This is a genomic window from Agrobacterium tumefaciens, assembly GCF_013337285.1.
Taxonomy (GTDB): domain Bacteria; phylum Pseudomonadota; class Alphaproteobacteria; order Rhizobiales; family Rhizobiaceae; genus Agrobacterium; species Agrobacterium burrii.
Window position 1 is genome coordinate 130,956 of the sequence record NZ_SUPW01000007.1, and the last position, 16,530, is coordinate 147,485.

Here is a 16,530-nt window from a genome sequence, read left to right on the forward strand (position 1 = left end):
ACAGACCATGCAGAACCCACTCGTTTTCCCCAAAGGCGCAACCCAGACGGAAAACGGAGCGGAATTCGCTGTTTATTCCCGGCACGCTTCCCAGATTGATCTTTGCCTTTTTGATGCAGCCGGTGAAAAAGAGACTGCCCGTCTGCCAATGAAACGCGGAGAAGATGATATTCACCGTTTGACGGTGGCAGATGCCGGTCCCGGCACGCAATATGGCTACCGCGCCCACGGAATTTACGCCCCGGAACATGGCCTGTGGTTCGACCCATCAAAACTGCTGCTTGACCCCTATGCCACCGAGATCGACCGCCCCTTCCGGCATGATCCGGCCCTGTACGCTTTTGGCGAAGAAACGGGCGGTATCATGCCCAAGGCGATCCTTTCGCAATACGAACCGCTCAAACGCCAACCGCCGCTTTTTGCCGAAGGCGGACTGATTTACGAACTCGCGGTCAAATCCTTCAGCAAATTGCATCCCGAGGTACCGGAAAACATCAGGGGCACCGTCGCGGCGCTGGCTCATCCCGCCATCATCGCGCATCTGAAAAAAATCGGCGTGGATGCCGTGGAGCTGATGCCGATCACTGCCTGGATCGACGAGCGCCACCTGCCGCCGCTTGGCCTTTCCAATGCATGGGGCTACAACCCGGTCGGCTTCATGGCGCTCGATCCGCGCCTTTGCCCCGGCGGTGTGCGGGAATTACGCGACACGGTGGCCGCGCTGCACGCGGAAGGCATTGGTGTCATTCTCGATCTGGTTTTCAACCATACGGGTGAAAGCGACATTGAAGGGTCGATTTTGTCGTTGCGTGGTCTCGACAATCTTACCGCCTTCCGTCACCCGCCGGGAGAACCCGGTGTGCTGGTCAATGATACCGGAACCGGCAATACGGTCGCCTGCGACCACCCCTATGTGCGCCAGCTCATCATCGATGCGCTCAGGCATTTCGTCCTGAATGCCGGTATTGACGGCTTCCGTTTCGATCTCGCACCCGTGCTCGGCCGAACGGCCAATGGCTTCGATATGGCCAGCGAAACGCTTGCGGCCATGCATTCGGACGCAGTGCTTCACGACCGTGTGCTGATCGCTGAACCCTGGGATATCGGCCCCGGCGGTTACCAGCTCGGCAATTTCCCCGAAAGCTTTCTGGAATGGAACGACCGCGCCCGTGACGACATGCGCCGGTTCTGGCGCGGGGATGCGGGAACCACCGGGGCGCTCGCCAATGCGCTGTCGGGGTCGTCTCCGATCTTTTCCCGCCATGGTCGCTCGAACAGCCGCAGCGTCAATTTCCTTGCCGCCCATGATGGTTTCACGCTGTTCGATCTCGTCAGCCACAACCACAAGCACAATGAAAAAAACGGCGAGAACAATCGCGACGGCCATAACGACAATCATTCCTGGAACAACGGCGTCGAAGGCCGAAGCGATGATCCCGCCATTGTCGCCGCGCGCCTTGCGGATGTGAAAGCACTACTTTCCACGCTTTTCGTCAGCCGCGGCGCATTGATGCTGACTGCCGGCGATGAGGGCGGCCGCAGCCAGCAGGGCAACAACAATGCCTATTGTCAGGACAATGAGATCAACTGGGTCGACTGGTCATCGCTTTCCCCGGAACTGATCGACCACACCGCGTTTCTTTCCGCACTGCGCAAACGCTTCGGCGTCTTTTCGCAAACCGCATTTTTCTCTGGCAAGGACGATGTGGCGTGGCTTGCTCCCGGCGGCGAACCCATGACGGTTTCAGACTGGGAAAGGCCGGACGGGACAGCCTTCGCCATGGTGCTTTCCACCTCCGATCGTGAGAGTGAAAACGAGGTCGAACTCGCCGTGCTCATCAACCGCAGCCGGGAGATTGTGCCCTTTACCTTGCCCGGCAATGGCTGGAAAGCTATCGGCACGGATTTCGGCAATCCCGCTTTCCTGCCTGCCCGTTCGGTGGTGTTTTATCTGCGCGGTTGATCGCCTGGCCCTCGCACCCTTATATGGCGTGCGACGCAACCGGAAAGAGACAAGATGGCAAAGGACATAGGGCTGGCAGAGATCAAAAGTCTCGTCGGCACGGAAATGGGCGTTTCCGAGTGGATCGTCGTCGATCAGACGATGATCGACGCTTTTGCAAAGGCAACTTTGGACGAGCAGTTCATCCACACGGACCCGGAGCGCGCCAAAGCGGAAAGCCCTTTTGGTGGCACCATCGCGCATGGGTTCCTGACGCTATCTCTGCTTTCGGCGCTCTATTACGACGCCGTGCCCCCTATTCGCGAACAGATCATGGGCCTCAATTACGGCTTCGACGCCGTCCGTTTCGTCGCGCCGGTTAAATCTGGTGCGCGGGTGCGCGGCCGGTTCATCCTGGCGGAAGCCCGCTTTCGCGGCGCCGCCATGCTGATGACGACCTATGATGTGACGGTGGAGATCGAAAACGAAAGAAAGCCGGCGCTCACCGCCCGCTGGACGACGATCACCCAGTTCAATCCGGAGGACAGGCCGGAAGATATCTGACCGACGGACCCAGGGAGAGACCGCATGCATGATGAAGCCGTAAGAAATGCTTTTCTCGTTCAGGCAAGGGCTTGCGACAGCCTCGGCTCGCCCTTTACTGCACGGCTCTGCCGCGCGGTCTCGGCGCGGCTGGACCGCCAGACGGAAGTGGGTCAGAAAATCCTCTCCTGGCCGGGTGATGTTGGCCCCTCCGGCGATTCCGTGCCCCTGCGGCTGGCGGGCGCCCTGCATGCGCTTGCCATTGAGGACAAGATCGCGCCGCTTGTCGATATCGCACCCGAAAACGAGAATACGCTGTGGCGAGCCTGCGAGGATGCGATGCGCTTTCACGCGGCCTTTATCCTCGAGAGGTTGAAATCACCACCGCAGACCAATGAAGTGCGCCGTTCGGCAGCGTTGTTGCCGGGGTTTCTGACGATTTCGGCGCTCGCCGGCAAGCCGCTGGCGCTTTCGGAAGTTGGCGCCAGCGCCGGGCTGAACCTGCAATTTGACCGTTACCAGTATCGACTGGGCGACCTTGCATGGGGTGAGAAGTCGAATGTCTTTCTTTCGCCGGAATGGCGCGGAAACGCTCCGCCGCCCGATCGTCGAATTGAGGTCATCGAGCGCGCCGGCTGCGATCTCAACCCGCTCGATCCGTCATCCGCCGAAGATCGTCTGCGGTTGATGTCCTATGTCTGGGCCGATCAGACCGACAGGCTGGAGCGAACGGCAGCGGCTCTACAGATTGCGGTGGAGAACGGCTTGCACGTCGAAAAGGCCGATGCGATCGACTGGCTGAAACGTCGCCTCGCCACGCAACATTCGGGCGTCACCCATGTCATCTATCATTCCGTCGCCTGGCAATATTTGCCGGACGCCTTGAAGCAGACCGGAGAAGCCTTGATTGCCGAGGCAGGCGCCCGCGCTACACCGGAGGCTCCGCTTGCCCGCCTGCAGATGGAAGCGGACCAGACGTCCGGCAGCGCCGCAATTACCCTGCAAATCTGGCCGACCGGCGATAAGCAGGAAATCGGCCGCGCCGATTTTCATGGGCGTTGGGTGGAATGGCGCGGCTGGAAAAACCAGCGAATTTAAACCGCCACGTCCTCAGCCGCCTCCTGCAGCAGCCCGCCGACATACTCGGCGAAGGAGCGCCAGCATTCCACCCGGAACGTGTCGTCCGCGACGCGTAACAGCACCACTTCCGCCTTGCCGAAAACGGTACGTGAGCAGGCCCCGACCGGGAATTTTGCGGGCGAAAGATCTTGCGGGCAGCCGGCATTCAGCGCCGCTTCCGCGCCGGGGCCGGAGACGATGACAGCCGTGTTGCGGTGGGAAACATCGGTTGCCGAAAACAGGCCGGGGACGGAGGCCAGTACTGCCATCAGGTCGCTCTCACCCTGATCGATCACCAGCCATTCATCCGGGCCGAGCCAGAGAGCAGAGCGCAGACCTGACGTAACGGCGCTTTTGGGGCTGGTGGGCAAGGCAAGACCAAGCGCTTCCGAAAGGGCCGGCACGGCGCTTTCCCGTGCGCGCAGCGACAGCCGCGACGCGGAAGCGGCAGGTTTAAGCGAGACGAAGGGCGAGCCGCCATGGAAATCCTCAAGCACGGATTTGCGTTTTGCGTGAAGCATATCAGCCATTGAGACGGGCTCCTTCCTTGTCGAGGAAGACCATGTCGGTCACCTCGACGGCAATGGTTTTATCGGCGAGCGGGATATAGAGCGTTTCGCCCATGCGCGCCCTGCCATCCGCTACCAGCGCAAAAGCGATGGAGTGGCCGAGGTTTTCTGACCAATAGGCAGATGTAACATGGCCGAGCATGGTCATGGGCTTCGGCTGGTTCGGATCAACAACGATCTGGCCACCCTCGTCCGGAACGATCAGCCTGTCCTTCGTCTTCAGACCCACCAGCTGTTTGCGGCCGGAGCGCGTGAGATCAGAGCGTTTAAGACCGCGAATGCCGACAAAATCCGTCTTCTTTTTCGAAACCGCCCAGCTTAGCCCGGCATCATCAGGCGTCACCGTGCCATCGGTATCCTGCCCGACGATGATATAGCCCTTCTCCGCACGCAGGATATGCATGGTCTCGGTGCCATAAAGGCAACCGCCAACGGCTTCGGCCCTTTCCCGGATGGCAGACCAGACGGCTGCGCCGTAATCGGCCGGAACGTTGATTTCGAAACCAAGCTCGCCGGTGAAGGAAACCCGGAAAAGCCGCGTCGGCACGCCGCCGAACTTGCCCTCGGCCACCGCCATATGCGGGAAGGCTTCCGGGGAAAGGTTGATACCCTCGACAAAGGGAGCGATTACTTCCCGCGCCTTCGGCCCCTGCACGGCAATGACAGCCCATTGTTCGGTGGCCGATGTCAGCCAGACGTTGAGATCGGGGAACTCGGTCTGGAGATAATCCTCCATGTGCTGGAGAACACGCGGCGCGCCGCCGGTCGTCGTCGTCACATGGAAACGGTCCTCGGCAAGACGCCCGACGACGCCGTCGTCGTAAACGAAGCCGTCTTCGCGGGTCATGATGCCGTAGCGGCAGCGGCCGGGTTTCAGCGTATCCCAGGCATTGGTGTAGATGAGGTTGAGGAACTTCGCCGCATCCGGGCCGACAACCTCGATCTTGCCGAGGGTGGAAGCATCGAAGACGCCGACGCTTTCCCGCACCGTCTTGCACTCGCGGTTGATTGCTTCATGCATGTCCTCACCCGCACGCGGGAAGAACCAGGCGCGTTTCCAGTTGCCGACATCTTCGAACACCGCACCGGCCGCCGCCTCTTCCTCGTGCATTGGCGTCTTGCGGGTGGGATCAAACAGCGCGCCGCGCGAATGGTTGATGAGCGTGCCGAAGGTGACCGGTGTATAGGGCTGGCGGAAGGTGGTGAGACCGACCTTGGGCAAATCCCGACCCAGCGCTTCGGATGCGATGGCGAGCCCGTGCATATTGGACATCTTGCCCTGATCCGACGCCATGCCATTGGTGGTGAAGCGTTTGATGTGCTCGACGGAATGCATGCCCTCGCGCACTGCAAGGCGGATATCCTTGGCGCAGACATCATGCTGGAAATCGATGAAGGCCTTGACCCCGGTTCCTTCACCCGCGCCCTCGGCAGCGCCGATCATGCCGCCGGTCCAACCACGGGCATTTTCGCCGGAAAACTCCACAGCGGAACCGCTGGCAGCGGCCGCCTCGGCAATCAGTGCGGAGAGATCGTCCGTGCCGTTGCAGGCGCCGACGGAAACACAGTCCTGCACATGGATATCAGGCAGGAAGCGCTGGTTAGCCGCGTCAAACTTCAGCTTGCCGCGCGATTGCGAGAAGAGATGCACAGACGGGGTCCAGCCGGCGGAAACGACGAGCGCATCAATGGCGATCTTGCGTTTGTTGGAGCCGCCATTGCGGCCAACGGTCATGGACGACACACGCAGACGGCCGGCCGTATTATAAACGCTGTGGCCCGCCAGCACTTCGATGCCGAGTGCCCGTGCCTCGTCCAGCAGCAGCCGATCCGGGTTTTCGCGGCAGTCGACGATGGCGGCGATCTTCACGCCGGCCTTCTTCAGGTCGAAGGCCGTTTCATAAGCCGAATCATGGGCGGTGTAGACACCGACATTGTGGCCGACAGCCACCCCGTAGTGATTGAGATATGCGCGCGCGGCCGACGCCAGCATGATGCCGGGACGGTCGTTATTGGCGAAGACCATGTGGCGCTCGATCGCACCCGCCGCCAGAACGACCTTTTTGGCACGCACCTGCCACAGCCGCTCGCGCGGCTGCTGTCTGGCGGGCGTGGCGAGATGATCGGTCACGCGTTCGGCCAGCGCCACAAAATTGTGGTTGTAATAACCGAAAGCTGTCGTGCGGGTCAGAACACGGACGTTAGGCAGGGATTTCAGTTCAGCGAGAACCTTCTGCGCCCACTCATAGCCGGGCAGACCATCAATAACCGCACCCGTGTCGAAGCGCAGCGCGCCGCCGATTTCGGCGTTCTCATCCACCAGAATGACACTGACGCCGGTTTTCGCCGCAGCCAGCGCAGCCGTCAGACCGGCAACGCCACCACCAGCCACCAGCAGGTCGCAATGGGCATAACGGCCGGAATAATGATCCGCATCCGGTTCGCCCGGCGCTTTGCCAAGACCGGCAGCACGGCGGATGATCGGTTCATAAATCCTGTGCCACGCAGCCTTCGGCCACATGAAAGTCTTGTAGTAGAAGCCAGCCGCAAACATCGGCGAAAGAAAGTCGTTGATCGCGCTGATATCGAAGGACAGCGACGGAAAGCGGTTCTGCGAGGCGATGATCGCGCCGTCGAACACATCCTGCACCGTTGCGCGCACATTCGGCTGTTTGCGCATGCTGTCGCGCGAGACGTCGATCAGCGCATTCGGCTCTTCCGGTCCGGCAGACAGAAAACCGCGCGGCCGGTGATATTTGAACGAACGGCCGATCAGATGCACGCCGTTTGCCAGAAGCGCGGAGGCAACCGTGTCGCCCTCCAGCGCGGAATAAATCTTGCCATCAAAGGTGAAGCGCGCGGTTCTGGCGGGGGTTAGGCGACCTGCACCCTTGATACGATAATCGCCGCTCATCGCGCCGCTCCCTTTTCTGCGGAAAGAACCGTCTCGGCATCCGGTTTCGGCTCACCAGCCTTGTAGGTCATCAGAAATTTGTCGGTGACGGAGTGGCGTGCGGCGTTGAAGAACCGGCCGCAACCGTGAATATGGCGCCAGCGCTCGAAAACAAGGCCCTTGTCATTGTCGCGGATGAAGAAATATTCGGCGAAAGCCTCGTCGGAAATATCGGCGATATTTTCCGGCCGGGCGATATGGGCTTCACCTGCCCAGCGGAATTCCAGTTCGGAACGGTCTTCCCCGCAATAGGGGCAATGGATCAGAAGCATCGTCGTTCCACCTACAGAGAATTTTCCGGAAGGACGCTTCCGGCTGGTTGGTCACATAGCCGCTTTCCCATCGCCACGAAGGGGGAAAGCCGCGTCAGAAGCTGCGCGAAATTGTCGAAGGGGCGTAGCGCCGAGGCCCGGCCCATATTGACGATGGCTACCGCCATCATGTCGGTGTCGATCGCGAAGGGATAGTCCTGCCCGCCATCCTCCTTCTCGCCGACGAAATAGACCATCTTGTCCGCGAGACTTGGAGCACACAGCAGCAGGCCTTTTTCCGCCACGAAAGGCCAGTCTTTCTCACCCTGCATCTTCGCAATTTTCTGACTGCGAAAATCTTCGGCCTCGGGAATGATGCTGCCGACGGGCACGACCGCGGCCGCGCCGGATATATTGATCGCGAGCACAGCCGCCGCCAGCATCAATGCGCCACCGCGGCCGCGGCGGCCTCATCGATGAGCCGGCCGGTGCGGAACCGGTCGAGTGTCAGCCCGGCGGCAAGGCGATGCGGTTCGCCGCGGGCGATGAGATGGGCAAAAAGATTGGCGGAACCCGGTGTCGCCTTGAAACCACCCGTGCCCCAGCCGCAATTGACGAAGAGGTTCGGTACCGGCGTCACGCTCTGGATGGCGGAACGGTCCGGTGTGTTGTCGGTAATGCCGCCCCATTGGCGCATCATCTTGACGCGACGGAAGATCGGGAACAGCTCGCAGATGGCATCAAGCGTATGGGTGATGATCTGCAGGCCGCCGGTCTGGGAATAGGAATTATACTGGTCGGTGCCCGCACCGATAACCAGTTCCCCCTTGTCGGACTGCGAAATATAGGCATGCACCGTGTTGGACATCACGACGCAAGGGAAGATCGGCTTTAGCGGTTCCGACACCAGCGCCTGCAGCGGGTTGGAATGCAGGGGCACCCGCACATCCGCCATCTTCATGAGAACCGAGGAGTGGCCGGCGGCGGAAACGCCGATCTTCTTGGCGCCAATGAAACCGCGATTGGTTTCGACGCCCGTCACTGCCCCGTCCGGTCCGCGCCTGATGGCCGTGACCTCGCAATTCTGGATGATGTGCACACCGCGATCAGAGGCGGCGCGGGCATAACCCCAGGCCACCGCATCATGACGCGCCGTGCCGCCACGGCGCTGGAGTGCTGCGCCGTTGATCGGATAACGCGCATTGCCGGAAATATCGAGCGGCGGACAATAGGCTTTGGCCTGTTCGGGCGTCAGCCATTCATTGTCGATGCCATAGAGACGGTTGGCATTGATGTGCCGGCTGAAAGACTGCCGGTCGTGAATATTGTGCGACAGCATCATCACGCCGCGCGCCGAATACATCACGTTGTAATTGAGATCCTGGCTCAGGCCTTCCCACAGTTTCAGGGAATGCTCGTAAATATCCATGCTCTCTTCATAGAGATAGTTGGAGCGGATGATGGTGGTGTTGCGCCCGGTATTGCCGCCGCCAAGCCAGCCCTTTTCCAGCACCGCGATATTGGTGATGCCGTGTTCCTTGGCAAGATAATAGGCCGCACCAAGACCGTGACCGCCGCCGCCGATGATGATGACATCATAATCCTTGCGCGGCTCGGGTGATGCCCATTGCGCATCCCACCCTTTATGACCCCTGAGCGCCTCGCGCGCCACGGCAAAAACGGAATATTTGCGCATTCGCAATCTGCTCCTCAAGAACCGGCCAGAAACCGGAAGCATAGTTCCGGCCCGTATCATACACATGGCAAATCGAGATGGGAGGCAATATCCATTTTGCGACGCCGCAATGGTTTTGTTTCGACATGACCGCGGGATTGGCGGAGGGGTCGCATTTTAGCTGTTGTTTGCGGGTTATCGGCTGGACTTGGCGTAAATGATCTGATAATGCACGACACCAATCGCACGGCTAAAAAGCCAAGCGAACGATTTTTTGTTTGCCTGCGAATGCCTTTATTCGCACAGCAAGATAACCAAGCTAAAGGAACGGGTTTAACGTGCAGGTACTAGTCCGCGACAATAACGTTGATCAGGCGCTTCGCGCCCTCAAGAAAAAGATGCAGCGCGAAGGCATTTTCCGTGAAATGAAAATGCGCGATTATTACGAAAAACCCTCTCAGAAGCGCGCCCGCGAAAAGGCTGAAGCCGTTCGCCGCGTTCGCAAGCTGGCACGCAAGCGCGCACAGCGCGAAGGTCTGATCGCGGCCCCGCGCGCGAGCCGTTAATAGGCCGTCTTTTGGACGTTTTTGAATGCTTGTTGGGCGGGGGCGATCAATTCGCCGCCGCTCTTTGTGTTTGTGGTCGGAGACAAATCGTGGGACAACGATTATGAGACCGGCCTGCGAGGGAACCCACACCGAATGATCGCTGTCGATGCCTGTGTTGTGAAAAACTCCGATGCCTCCACGCGCCGGGTGCCATTGAAAAACAACAGAGGGTTTCGTGCTTCTCTGGTCGTCTGCACCGTGCTGGCCGGTCTTTCCGGTTGCGCGACATCCAACCAGACGGAAGATGTCTTCAGGATCGACCGCGCCCAGGGCTCGCAGGAAAACATCGCCTCGCTCACCTCGGTCATCAACGCCAATCCGCAGGATCCGGAAGGCTACAATGTCCGTGGCTCGGCTTACGGCCGCGCCGGCGATTCCCGCCGCGCCATCGAAGACTTCAACAAGGCATTGCAGCTGAACCCGCGCTTCTATCAGGCCTATGCCAACCGCGCGCTCGTCTATCGCAACTCCGGTCAGCAGCAGCAGGCCCTGCAGGATTATAACGCCGCCCTGCAGATCAATGCGAGCTACGATGTGGCGTTGATCGGCCGTGGCAATCTTTACCGGCAGTCGGGACGGGTCAACGAAGCCTTCGACGATTTCTCCCGCGCCATCCAGCTTGAAACCACCGATGGACGCGCATGGCACAATCGTGGCCTGATCTACCAGCTGCGTAACCAGCACGCCCAGGCCATCGAGGACTTCTCCAAGGCGATTTCCCTGTCCTCCACCTCGCCGGAACCCTATAACGGCCGTGGCCTTTCCTATGTCGCGCTGAATGACGACGAAAACGCCTTCGCGGATTTCAATCACGCTATTTCGCTTGATGGCAATATCGCAGAATCCTGGGCCAACCAGGCGCTGGTCTATGAGCGGCGCGGTGAGATGGCCAAGGCCGCCAAGTCCTATTCCCATGCGGCGCGGCTCGATCCGAAATACAAGCCGGCGCTCGATGGCGTTGCCCGCACACGCGGCGCCAGCGCCTCCTGATCGCGACAGGCACTAACAAAAAAGCCGGCGGTGCGACACCTGCCGGCTTTTTTATGAAAAACGCTAAGGCCTTAATGGCTGTCGCGACGTGCCTCAGGGGCAGCATCGCCCGCCCACAATTCCGCCTGTACCGCGTTTTGAAATTCCATGACCTCGCGCCGCATGGCGGCGTCCTCATAGCCTAATCCTGTCAGATAGGCGGCCAGTTCACGGCACTCCCTGCGCCAGAAATCATTCGCCTCCACACCATGCAGACGGTCAAGCATGGTTGCACACCGTTTTACGTCGGCAATGCGGTTCTTTGCCGGAAAGGCGATTACTTCTGAACTCGTCGTCACGCGGGCACCCTGCTCTTCGAGGAATCAATACCGACTTTTTAAAGGCGAGATGGTTAACGAAGTCTGCAGGGTGGCGGAGACAGCCCACAATAGCCGATCAAAGAGCGATTCTATGCCTGCCCGAAGCCGGAAACCGGGTTTCAAAACAGACCCGACGGAGGGAAATCATCGATTACCAAGGAATTTACCAATCAAGATTACCGAAATTTCATGCTGCGCCAGATAGAAGAAGTATATGTGTGTTGAAACAACACCGGTCTCATCGTATATTTCTTGCAAAGAAAAAAAATGCCGCAGCGCAGCCAAAAACGGAGAAATCGTTCTCGGGAGGAGAGCACCATGTATGCACCTCGTGTTTTTTTCAGCATGATCGGTGCATTGCTTACCTTTGCGGTTGCTACATATTTCATTCACGGGTCGTTCTATACGGCGTTCATCCAGACCCTCATCTGCGCCGTCCTTCTGCAAGTCGGTTATTTTATTGCGATATTGGTTCTGGTCGCCCGCGAAAAACGCCGGTTGCGCGAGACATTCGCGCATGAGCGCAGCGCTGAAACCATGACGCCGGAGACGGCAAAAAGCGCCCCGCCGCATGGCGCGAAACTGACCGATATGTGAGCTTTCAAGCATCGGCTTTTATTGCGTCGCAAAAAAATCGCTTGCATCCACACCCCTGACACTTTCTGCTGGCCAAATCCTGACGGTCGTCAAAGCAGAAGGACATCCCATGGTGAGTGGTTCACAGCCCATTTGCGTTATCATCGCTGCAAAAAATGCCTCCGAAACGATCGATATCGCCATCCGTTCCGCCCTTGTGGAACCGGAGGTCGGTGAAGTCGTCGTAATCGACGATGGTTCCACCGACACGACGAGCGATGTGGCGTATGCGGCGGATGACGGTACAGGTCGCTTGCGGGTGGTGCGATTCGAGGTCAATCGCGGACCTTCCGCTGCCCGCAACCATGCTATCTCGATTTCATCTGCGCCGCTTATCAGCATTCTCGATGCGGACGACTTCTTTTTCAGCGGCCGCTTCACCGCCATGCTCGCCGATGACGACTGGGACCTTGTCGCCGACAATATTGCCTTCATCCAGCAATCGGTTCCGGGCGCATCGTCCATGCAACCGGCCCGCTTCGAACCTGAGGCCCGGTTTCTGTCACTTACAGAATTCGTGGAAGGCAATATTTCCCGGCCCGGCGTGGAGCGTGGGGAAACCGGTTTCCTTAAACCGGTGATACGCCGCGATTTTCTGGACAAACATGCGTTGCGTTATGACGAGGCCCTGCGGCTTGGCGAAGATTATGAACTGTACACCCGCGCTCTTGCCGCCGGTGCGCGTTACAAGGTCATCCGCCACTGCGGTTACGGCGCGATCGTGCGCGGCAATTCGCTGAGCGGTCGCCACAGTACCGACGACCTTCGCCGCTTATACGAAGCGGACAGGGCCATCCTCGCCGGCTGCAGGCTGTCCGCCGACGAGGCGGCGATCCTTCGAGAACATGAAAAACATATCCGCGCCAAATTCGAACTTCGCCATTTTCTCGATGCGAAAAAGCAGAAAGGCATGGGCGGCGCGCTGACCCACGCTCTTGCGCGTCTGCCGGCCCTGCCCGCCATAACGCGCGGTATCTTGACCGACAAGACCGCCCGTTTCCGCAAACCGTCGCAGCCGATACGGGATGTCCGGTATCTTCTGGATGGCACGCCGGTCTCGTGAGGGAAAACGTCCTGCCGCGAGAATGATGGCAAGATATCCTCTCATCCGTGATGCCGGACCCGGATACCGACATCAGCCACGGCGCGTCCACGCCGTGGAAAGAGCCTTTTGCGATCAAGGACTTGATCGCGCTGGACCCCGGATCTAATGCGGCGTGACCAGGCAATCCGCCTTTAGAGATAATCCCGCTTGATCGTTTCCAGCACGGCGGAAAAACGCTCCTTGCGCTCCTCCAGCCTGCCCTCCGGGCTGAGACGCGGTTCCGCCCGGCTTGCCTGCCAGAGCGCCAACGTGGAAGGGGCTGCCAGCACCTGCTTCGCCAGTTTGCGTAGTGACCGCGATTGCGTTTCCTGCGGCCGCACCAGCACATCCCCCTCATGCGCCGGGCCTTCATGCGCCGGGACTGAGCCGGTCTCGGCAATGGCGGGGGCTGGTGGCGGCGGGAAATTCATGCCCCAGAAGCGCGAGCCCTTTTTTGCCGCCTCGGCACGGGTGGAAACAGGCACGTAACGCGGCTGATATTCCACGCCGACCGTGCCTGCCCAATCGCTCCATTTGAAGCTGTTGATCGACGGCGATGTGCTGACAGCAACCCATGGCACGCGGAACGCATCGGCAAGGATGGCGCCATGCATGGATTCGGCAACGATGAATTCCGACTGGGCGATGGCGCGGATGACCGCTTTTGCCTCGCCGCGCGGGTCGAGATAGGTCAGCCCGGCCGGTTCACACACCGTTTCCCACATGCCAAACTCCGCCGATTCCCAATGGGGAACGAAGGTCTTCTTGTGGAGTTTCGGCAGGCCTTTGAAGTCCGGCATCTCGGTGACCATGACGGCGGGATCAACGATGCCCATTTCCGGTGCCAGCCCGAGCTTGGCGGCGGTTTTTTCGCCGCGCACGCAGCGAATATCCCAGAACCCGGTGCTGGTATCCGGCACCGCGCCATAACCATAACCGCTGCCGATGACCAGCTTGCGCTGTTTCGCCGGCAGCAGGGTGTCGTTGAGAACGGTGCCGACGCCGACAAGCATCACATCGTCATGCACGTCGCGCAGGCCGGGGAGCAGAAAGTCCCACAGCCATAGATTGAGATCATCGCCGAAATTGCCGTGATGCGATTCCCAGTGGTAAGGTTTCATGAGGTCACTCCTGGGTGAAAAACATATAAATTCTTGCAGGCGAGAATTCGCTCATCTTGTCCGGACGATTTTGCCCGCGCCGAGCTCAAAAGCGGCGCGAAGAAGTGCGGGATCACGCATTGCCCACTTCAAGAGCAGCCCGAATTCGGGCACCCTGCGGCGTTTCAGATTACCCGCCTGGCTCCACAGCGCCTGTTTGCGAGCCGTGTTTTTATAGGAAGCAATCGACGCCACATCGGCCGGCCGGCGCGCAAAACGTTCCTCCAGAGTGTCAAGCGCCACCCATGTATTGAACTGCTGGCGCAGGAATTCCGGCGAGGAATTGTCGATGCTGTGGAAGATATTGACGCCCATGCCGCGCATTGCGCCGGCATCGTCACACAGCAGCGTCCGTTTCGATGCAAGGATGCAATCGCAGAAAAACAGCACGTCTTCCGCAGCTAACCGGAGCGCCGGATCGAAGCGGATCTTTTCAAACAGCGGACGGCCGATGACCATGCAGGAGAGATGCAGGAAGCTCCAGTTGCGCAGCATGACGCTTGCCAGATCCGGCAGTTCGATCACCAGCGGCCGCTCGGAAAGCCTTGCGGCACCCTCATTTTTTTCCAGTTCGGAAATGGCGAAATGGTAATAAAATTCGTCACTTGCCTGCATAGATGCCCAGTAGCATTCACCGCCGAACGCCTTGAGCGAAGAGGCCGCGTTTTGCAGATGATCAGGCGTCCAGATATCATCAGAATCGAGAAAGGCGACGTAATCGGTGCCGTCAGGCACGTTGTCGAGACCGGTATTGCGCGCACCGCCCGGCCCGCCATTGGCCTGCTTAATGACAAGAATCCGGTCTTTCTCACCCTGCGAAAGTTCCGCAAGTTCGTTTTCGATCGGATATGGCGATTCGTCATCGACGATGACAAGATCGAAATCCTGGTAAGTCTGCGCAAAAACCGATGCGAGTGCACGTCCCAAGATACCGTGCTGCTTTTGGTAGTAGGGAATGACGACAGTAAATCTTGCCATTGTTTCGCCCCTTGCGTTGATCAAGAAGTGTCGGGCCGATCCTGAAAACGGCCCGATGGTATCGGCAACTCCCAACCGGCGATCCTCCCCGCCGGCCTCCAGAAACAGGATGCTTGTATGCCCCCAGCTCCAAATGTAAAGACCATCACCACCAATGTGGGGTGGAGCGTTCTGTCAAAAACAGGGACATTCGGGCTTAAGTTTGTCACGGTCCCCATTCTCGCAAGACTGCTTTCGCCGGAAGAATTCGGCGTGGTGGCGGTAGGACTTACGGTTGTACAGTTTCTGACCATGATCGCCGGCGCCGGGCTGACCTCGGCGCTGATCGTCGAAAAGGAAGAGGATATGGATACGATCCATACCGTCTTCTGGGCCAATCTGGCGATTTCCTGCACCATGGCCGCTGTCCTTTACATCTTCGCGGAATTTTTCGGCGGGCTTCTGGGGGCTGTGGAAAGCGCCTATCTGCTGCGCATCATGGCCTTCCTCATTCCGTTGCAGCTCGCCGGCGATGTCGCCTATTCGCTGCTTGCCCGGCGCATGAATTTCAGCAAGGACGCACTGTGGAGCATGGCGTCGGAAAGCATCGCGGCGGTGGTCGCTGTGGCGATGGCGCTTCTCGGCTTCGGCGTCTGGGCGCTCATCATCCAGCTTTTTGCGGCTGCCCTCATCCGGCTTGTCGGGCTCTACGCCGTTTCCCGTTATTGCCCGCGTTTCGTCATGAAACCGCGCCGTCTGGTGCCGCTTCTCGGCTTCAGCTCCGGGCTCATGGGGTCGGAAATCGCCAATTTCGTCACTTTCCAGTCGCCGATGGTGGTGATTGCCCGGCATCTCGGCCTTGCTGATGCCGGCGCTTATTCCGCCTCCAACCGCTTTGCCAGCATTCCCAACCAAGTGGTTCTGTCCGCCGTCATGGGTGTTCTGTTTCCTGCCTTCAGCCGCATGATGGACGATCCGCAGCGCCGCCGCGATGCCCTGATGTTCAGCACGCAGGTGTTGACCGTGCTGCTTGCGCCGATGATGTTCGGCCTCTGGGCCGTCGCCCAACCGGCCATGCTGGTCATCTTCGGGCAAAACTGGGCTTATGCCTGGCCTGTTCTCGGTCTTCTGGCTCTATCGAAGGCCATTCTGACGCCATGCAGCACCTTTATCCCCTATTTGAAGGGTGCGGGTTATGGCCGCGTGCTGTTCTGGTCAGCGACGATCCGCGCCATCGTCACCACACTTGCGGTCTGGCTCGCAGCACTTTACGGCACGCTGGTCGATGCCATGGTATGGCTCTGCATCGTCAATGCAGTGACGCTGGTCGCCTATTCCTGGGCCGTATTCAAGGCGAGCGATACACCGTTTTTTCGCGGTCTCTATGTCAGCAGCCGGCCGATGATCGCGGCGTTGATCATGGCGGTTTCTGTGCGTTATCTGCTTCATATCCTTGCAGACCGTATCCCCAGCGCCACCCTTCAGGTTCTTGTGGGTGCCGCCGTCGGCGGCGTCATCTATGCAGTGCTGATCCTGCTGACCGAACGCGCACTGCTCGGAAAAATCCTTGGAATGGTAAAATCGCGGCGGACGCGGGAGGCTGCAACCCAAAGTTAGTCAACTCACCCGAAAATGCGCCTCATTTCCGCCGTGAACCACGCCTTCCCGCAGCGGATTCGCCTGT

The 16,530-nt window shown here is 59.3% G+C and carries 16 protein-coding genes; 8 read left to right on the plus strand and 8 right to left on the minus strand.

All coding sequences use genetic code 11. The features are described from left to right. Window positions 1-7 precede the first annotated feature (7 nt). From glgX to FCH38_RS18390, 3 genes are read left to right on the plus strand one after another with little or no spacing between them, the layout of a single operon-like run. The gene (gene glgX / locus FCH38_RS18380; protein WP_174374663.1) at window positions 8-1,963 is read left to right on the plus strand and encodes a glycogen debranching protein GlgX; all 1,956 of its coding nucleotides are present in this window, start codon (window positions 8-10) and stop codon (window positions 1,961-1,963) included. 54 nt (window positions 1,964-2,017) lie between these two features. Further along, the gene (locus tag FCH38_RS18385) at window positions 2,018-2,506 is read left to right on the plus strand and encodes a MaoC family dehydratase (RefSeq protein ID WP_174374664.1); all 489 of its coding nucleotides are present in this window, start codon (window positions 2,018-2,020) and stop codon (window positions 2,504-2,506) included. Between the two features lie 24 nt (window positions 2,507-2,530). Then, window positions 2,531-3,583, plus strand: coding sequence for a DUF2332 domain-containing protein (locus FCH38_RS18390; RefSeq protein ID WP_174374665.1), 1,053 nt, complete (start codon window positions 2,531-2,533; stop codon window positions 3,581-3,583). On the opposite strand, the gene FCH38_RS18395 is transcribed toward FCH38_RS18390, so the two are convergent. Genes FCH38_RS18395 through FCH38_RS18415 form a run of 5 tightly spaced genes read right to left on the minus strand, consistent with a single transcriptional unit; the run spans window position 3,580 to window position 9,073 of the window. Beyond that, window positions 3,580-4,134: a sarcosine oxidase subunit gamma gene (locus FCH38_RS18395; protein ID WP_174374666.1), complete on the minus strand. Its 555-nt coding sequence runs from the start codon at window positions 4,132-4,134 to the stop codon at window positions 3,580-3,582. The two genes, FCH38_RS18390 and FCH38_RS18395, sit on opposite strands and share 4 nt — an antisense overlap. Next, window positions 4,127-7,087 (minus strand): sarcosine oxidase subunit alpha, encoded by a 2,961-nt coding sequence (locus tag FCH38_RS18400; RefSeq protein WP_174374667.1) that lies wholly within the window; start codon window positions 7,085-7,087, stop codon window positions 4,127-4,129. Before FCH38_RS18400 ends, FCH38_RS18395 begins: the two co-directional genes overlap by 8 nt. Then, complete coding sequence (locus FCH38_RS18405) at window positions 7,084-7,398, minus strand: sarcosine oxidase subunit delta (RefSeq protein ID WP_149901226.1); 315 nt, start codon at window positions 7,396-7,398, stop codon at window positions 7,084-7,086. Before FCH38_RS18405 ends, FCH38_RS18400 begins: the two co-directional genes overlap by 4 nt. 11 nt (window positions 7,399-7,409) lie before the next feature. Further along, window positions 7,410-7,820: a hypothetical protein gene (locus FCH38_RS18410; protein ID WP_174374668.1), complete on the minus strand. Its 411-nt coding sequence runs from the start codon at window positions 7,818-7,820 to the stop codon at window positions 7,410-7,412. Then, window positions 7,820-9,073 (minus strand): sarcosine oxidase subunit beta family protein, encoded by a 1,254-nt coding sequence (locus FCH38_RS18415; RefSeq protein WP_149901227.1) that lies wholly within the window; start codon window positions 9,071-9,073, stop codon window positions 7,820-7,822. The genes FCH38_RS18410 and FCH38_RS18415 overlap by 1 nt, the downstream gene beginning before the upstream one ends. Before the next feature lie 317 nt (window positions 9,074-9,390). On the opposite strand from FCH38_RS18415, the gene rpsU reads away from it, so the two are divergent. Both rpsU and FCH38_RS18425 read left to right on the plus strand, forming a co-directional pair. Further along, entirely contained in the window at window positions 9,391-9,618 is a 228-nt protein-coding gene (gene rpsU / locus FCH38_RS18420; protein WP_006313768.1) for a 30S ribosomal protein S21, read from the plus strand. 135 nt (window positions 9,619-9,753) lie between these two features. Continuing rightward, entirely contained in the window at window positions 9,754-10,650 is an 897-nt protein-coding gene (locus FCH38_RS18425; protein ID WP_149901228.1) for a tetratricopeptide repeat protein, read from the plus strand. Window positions 10,651-10,721: 71 nt separating this feature from the next. Here the strand turns inward: FCH38_RS18425 and FCH38_RS18430 are convergent, their stop codons facing one another. Continuing rightward, on the minus strand, window positions 10,722-10,988 hold the full coding sequence (locus tag FCH38_RS18430) for a DUF6074 family protein (RefSeq protein ID WP_174374669.1): 267 nt from the start codon (window positions 10,986-10,988) through the stop codon (window positions 10,722-10,724). 339 nt (window positions 10,989-11,327) lie between these two features. Here FCH38_RS18430 and FCH38_RS18435 point away from each other — a divergent pair, with 339 nt between their 5' ends. Continuing rightward, a complete protein-coding gene (locus tag FCH38_RS18435) occupies window positions 11,328-11,606 on the plus strand; it encodes an exopolysaccharide production repressor protein (protein WP_149901318.1) in 279 nt (92 codons plus the stop codon). A gap of 109 nt (window positions 11,607-11,715) precedes the next feature. Further along, on the plus strand, window positions 11,716-12,708 hold the full coding sequence (locus FCH38_RS18440; protein ID WP_174374670.1) for a glycosyltransferase family 2 protein: 993 nt from the start codon (window positions 11,716-11,718) through the stop codon (window positions 12,706-12,708). 173 nt (window positions 12,709-12,881) lie between these two features. Here FCH38_RS18440 and FCH38_RS18445 read toward each other — a convergent pair whose 3' ends face one another. Together FCH38_RS18445 and FCH38_RS18450 are read right to left on the minus strand one after the other, a co-directional pair. Beyond that, window positions 12,882-13,850: a polysaccharide pyruvyl transferase family protein gene (locus tag FCH38_RS18445; protein WP_174374671.1), complete on the minus strand. Its 969-nt coding sequence runs from the start codon at window positions 13,848-13,850 to the stop codon at window positions 12,882-12,884. A gap of 51 nt (window positions 13,851-13,901) precedes the next feature. Continuing rightward, window positions 13,902-14,867, minus strand: coding sequence for a glycosyltransferase family A protein (locus FCH38_RS18450; protein WP_174374672.1), 966 nt, complete (start codon window positions 14,865-14,867; stop codon window positions 13,902-13,904). 117 nt (window positions 14,868-14,984) lie between these two features. Here FCH38_RS18450 and FCH38_RS18455 point away from each other — a divergent pair, with 117 nt between their 5' ends. Continuing rightward, entirely contained in the window at window positions 14,985-16,463 is a 1,479-nt protein-coding gene (locus tag FCH38_RS18455) for a lipopolysaccharide biosynthesis protein (RefSeq protein WP_174374673.1), read from the plus strand. Window positions 16,464-16,530 lie beyond the last annotated feature (67 nt).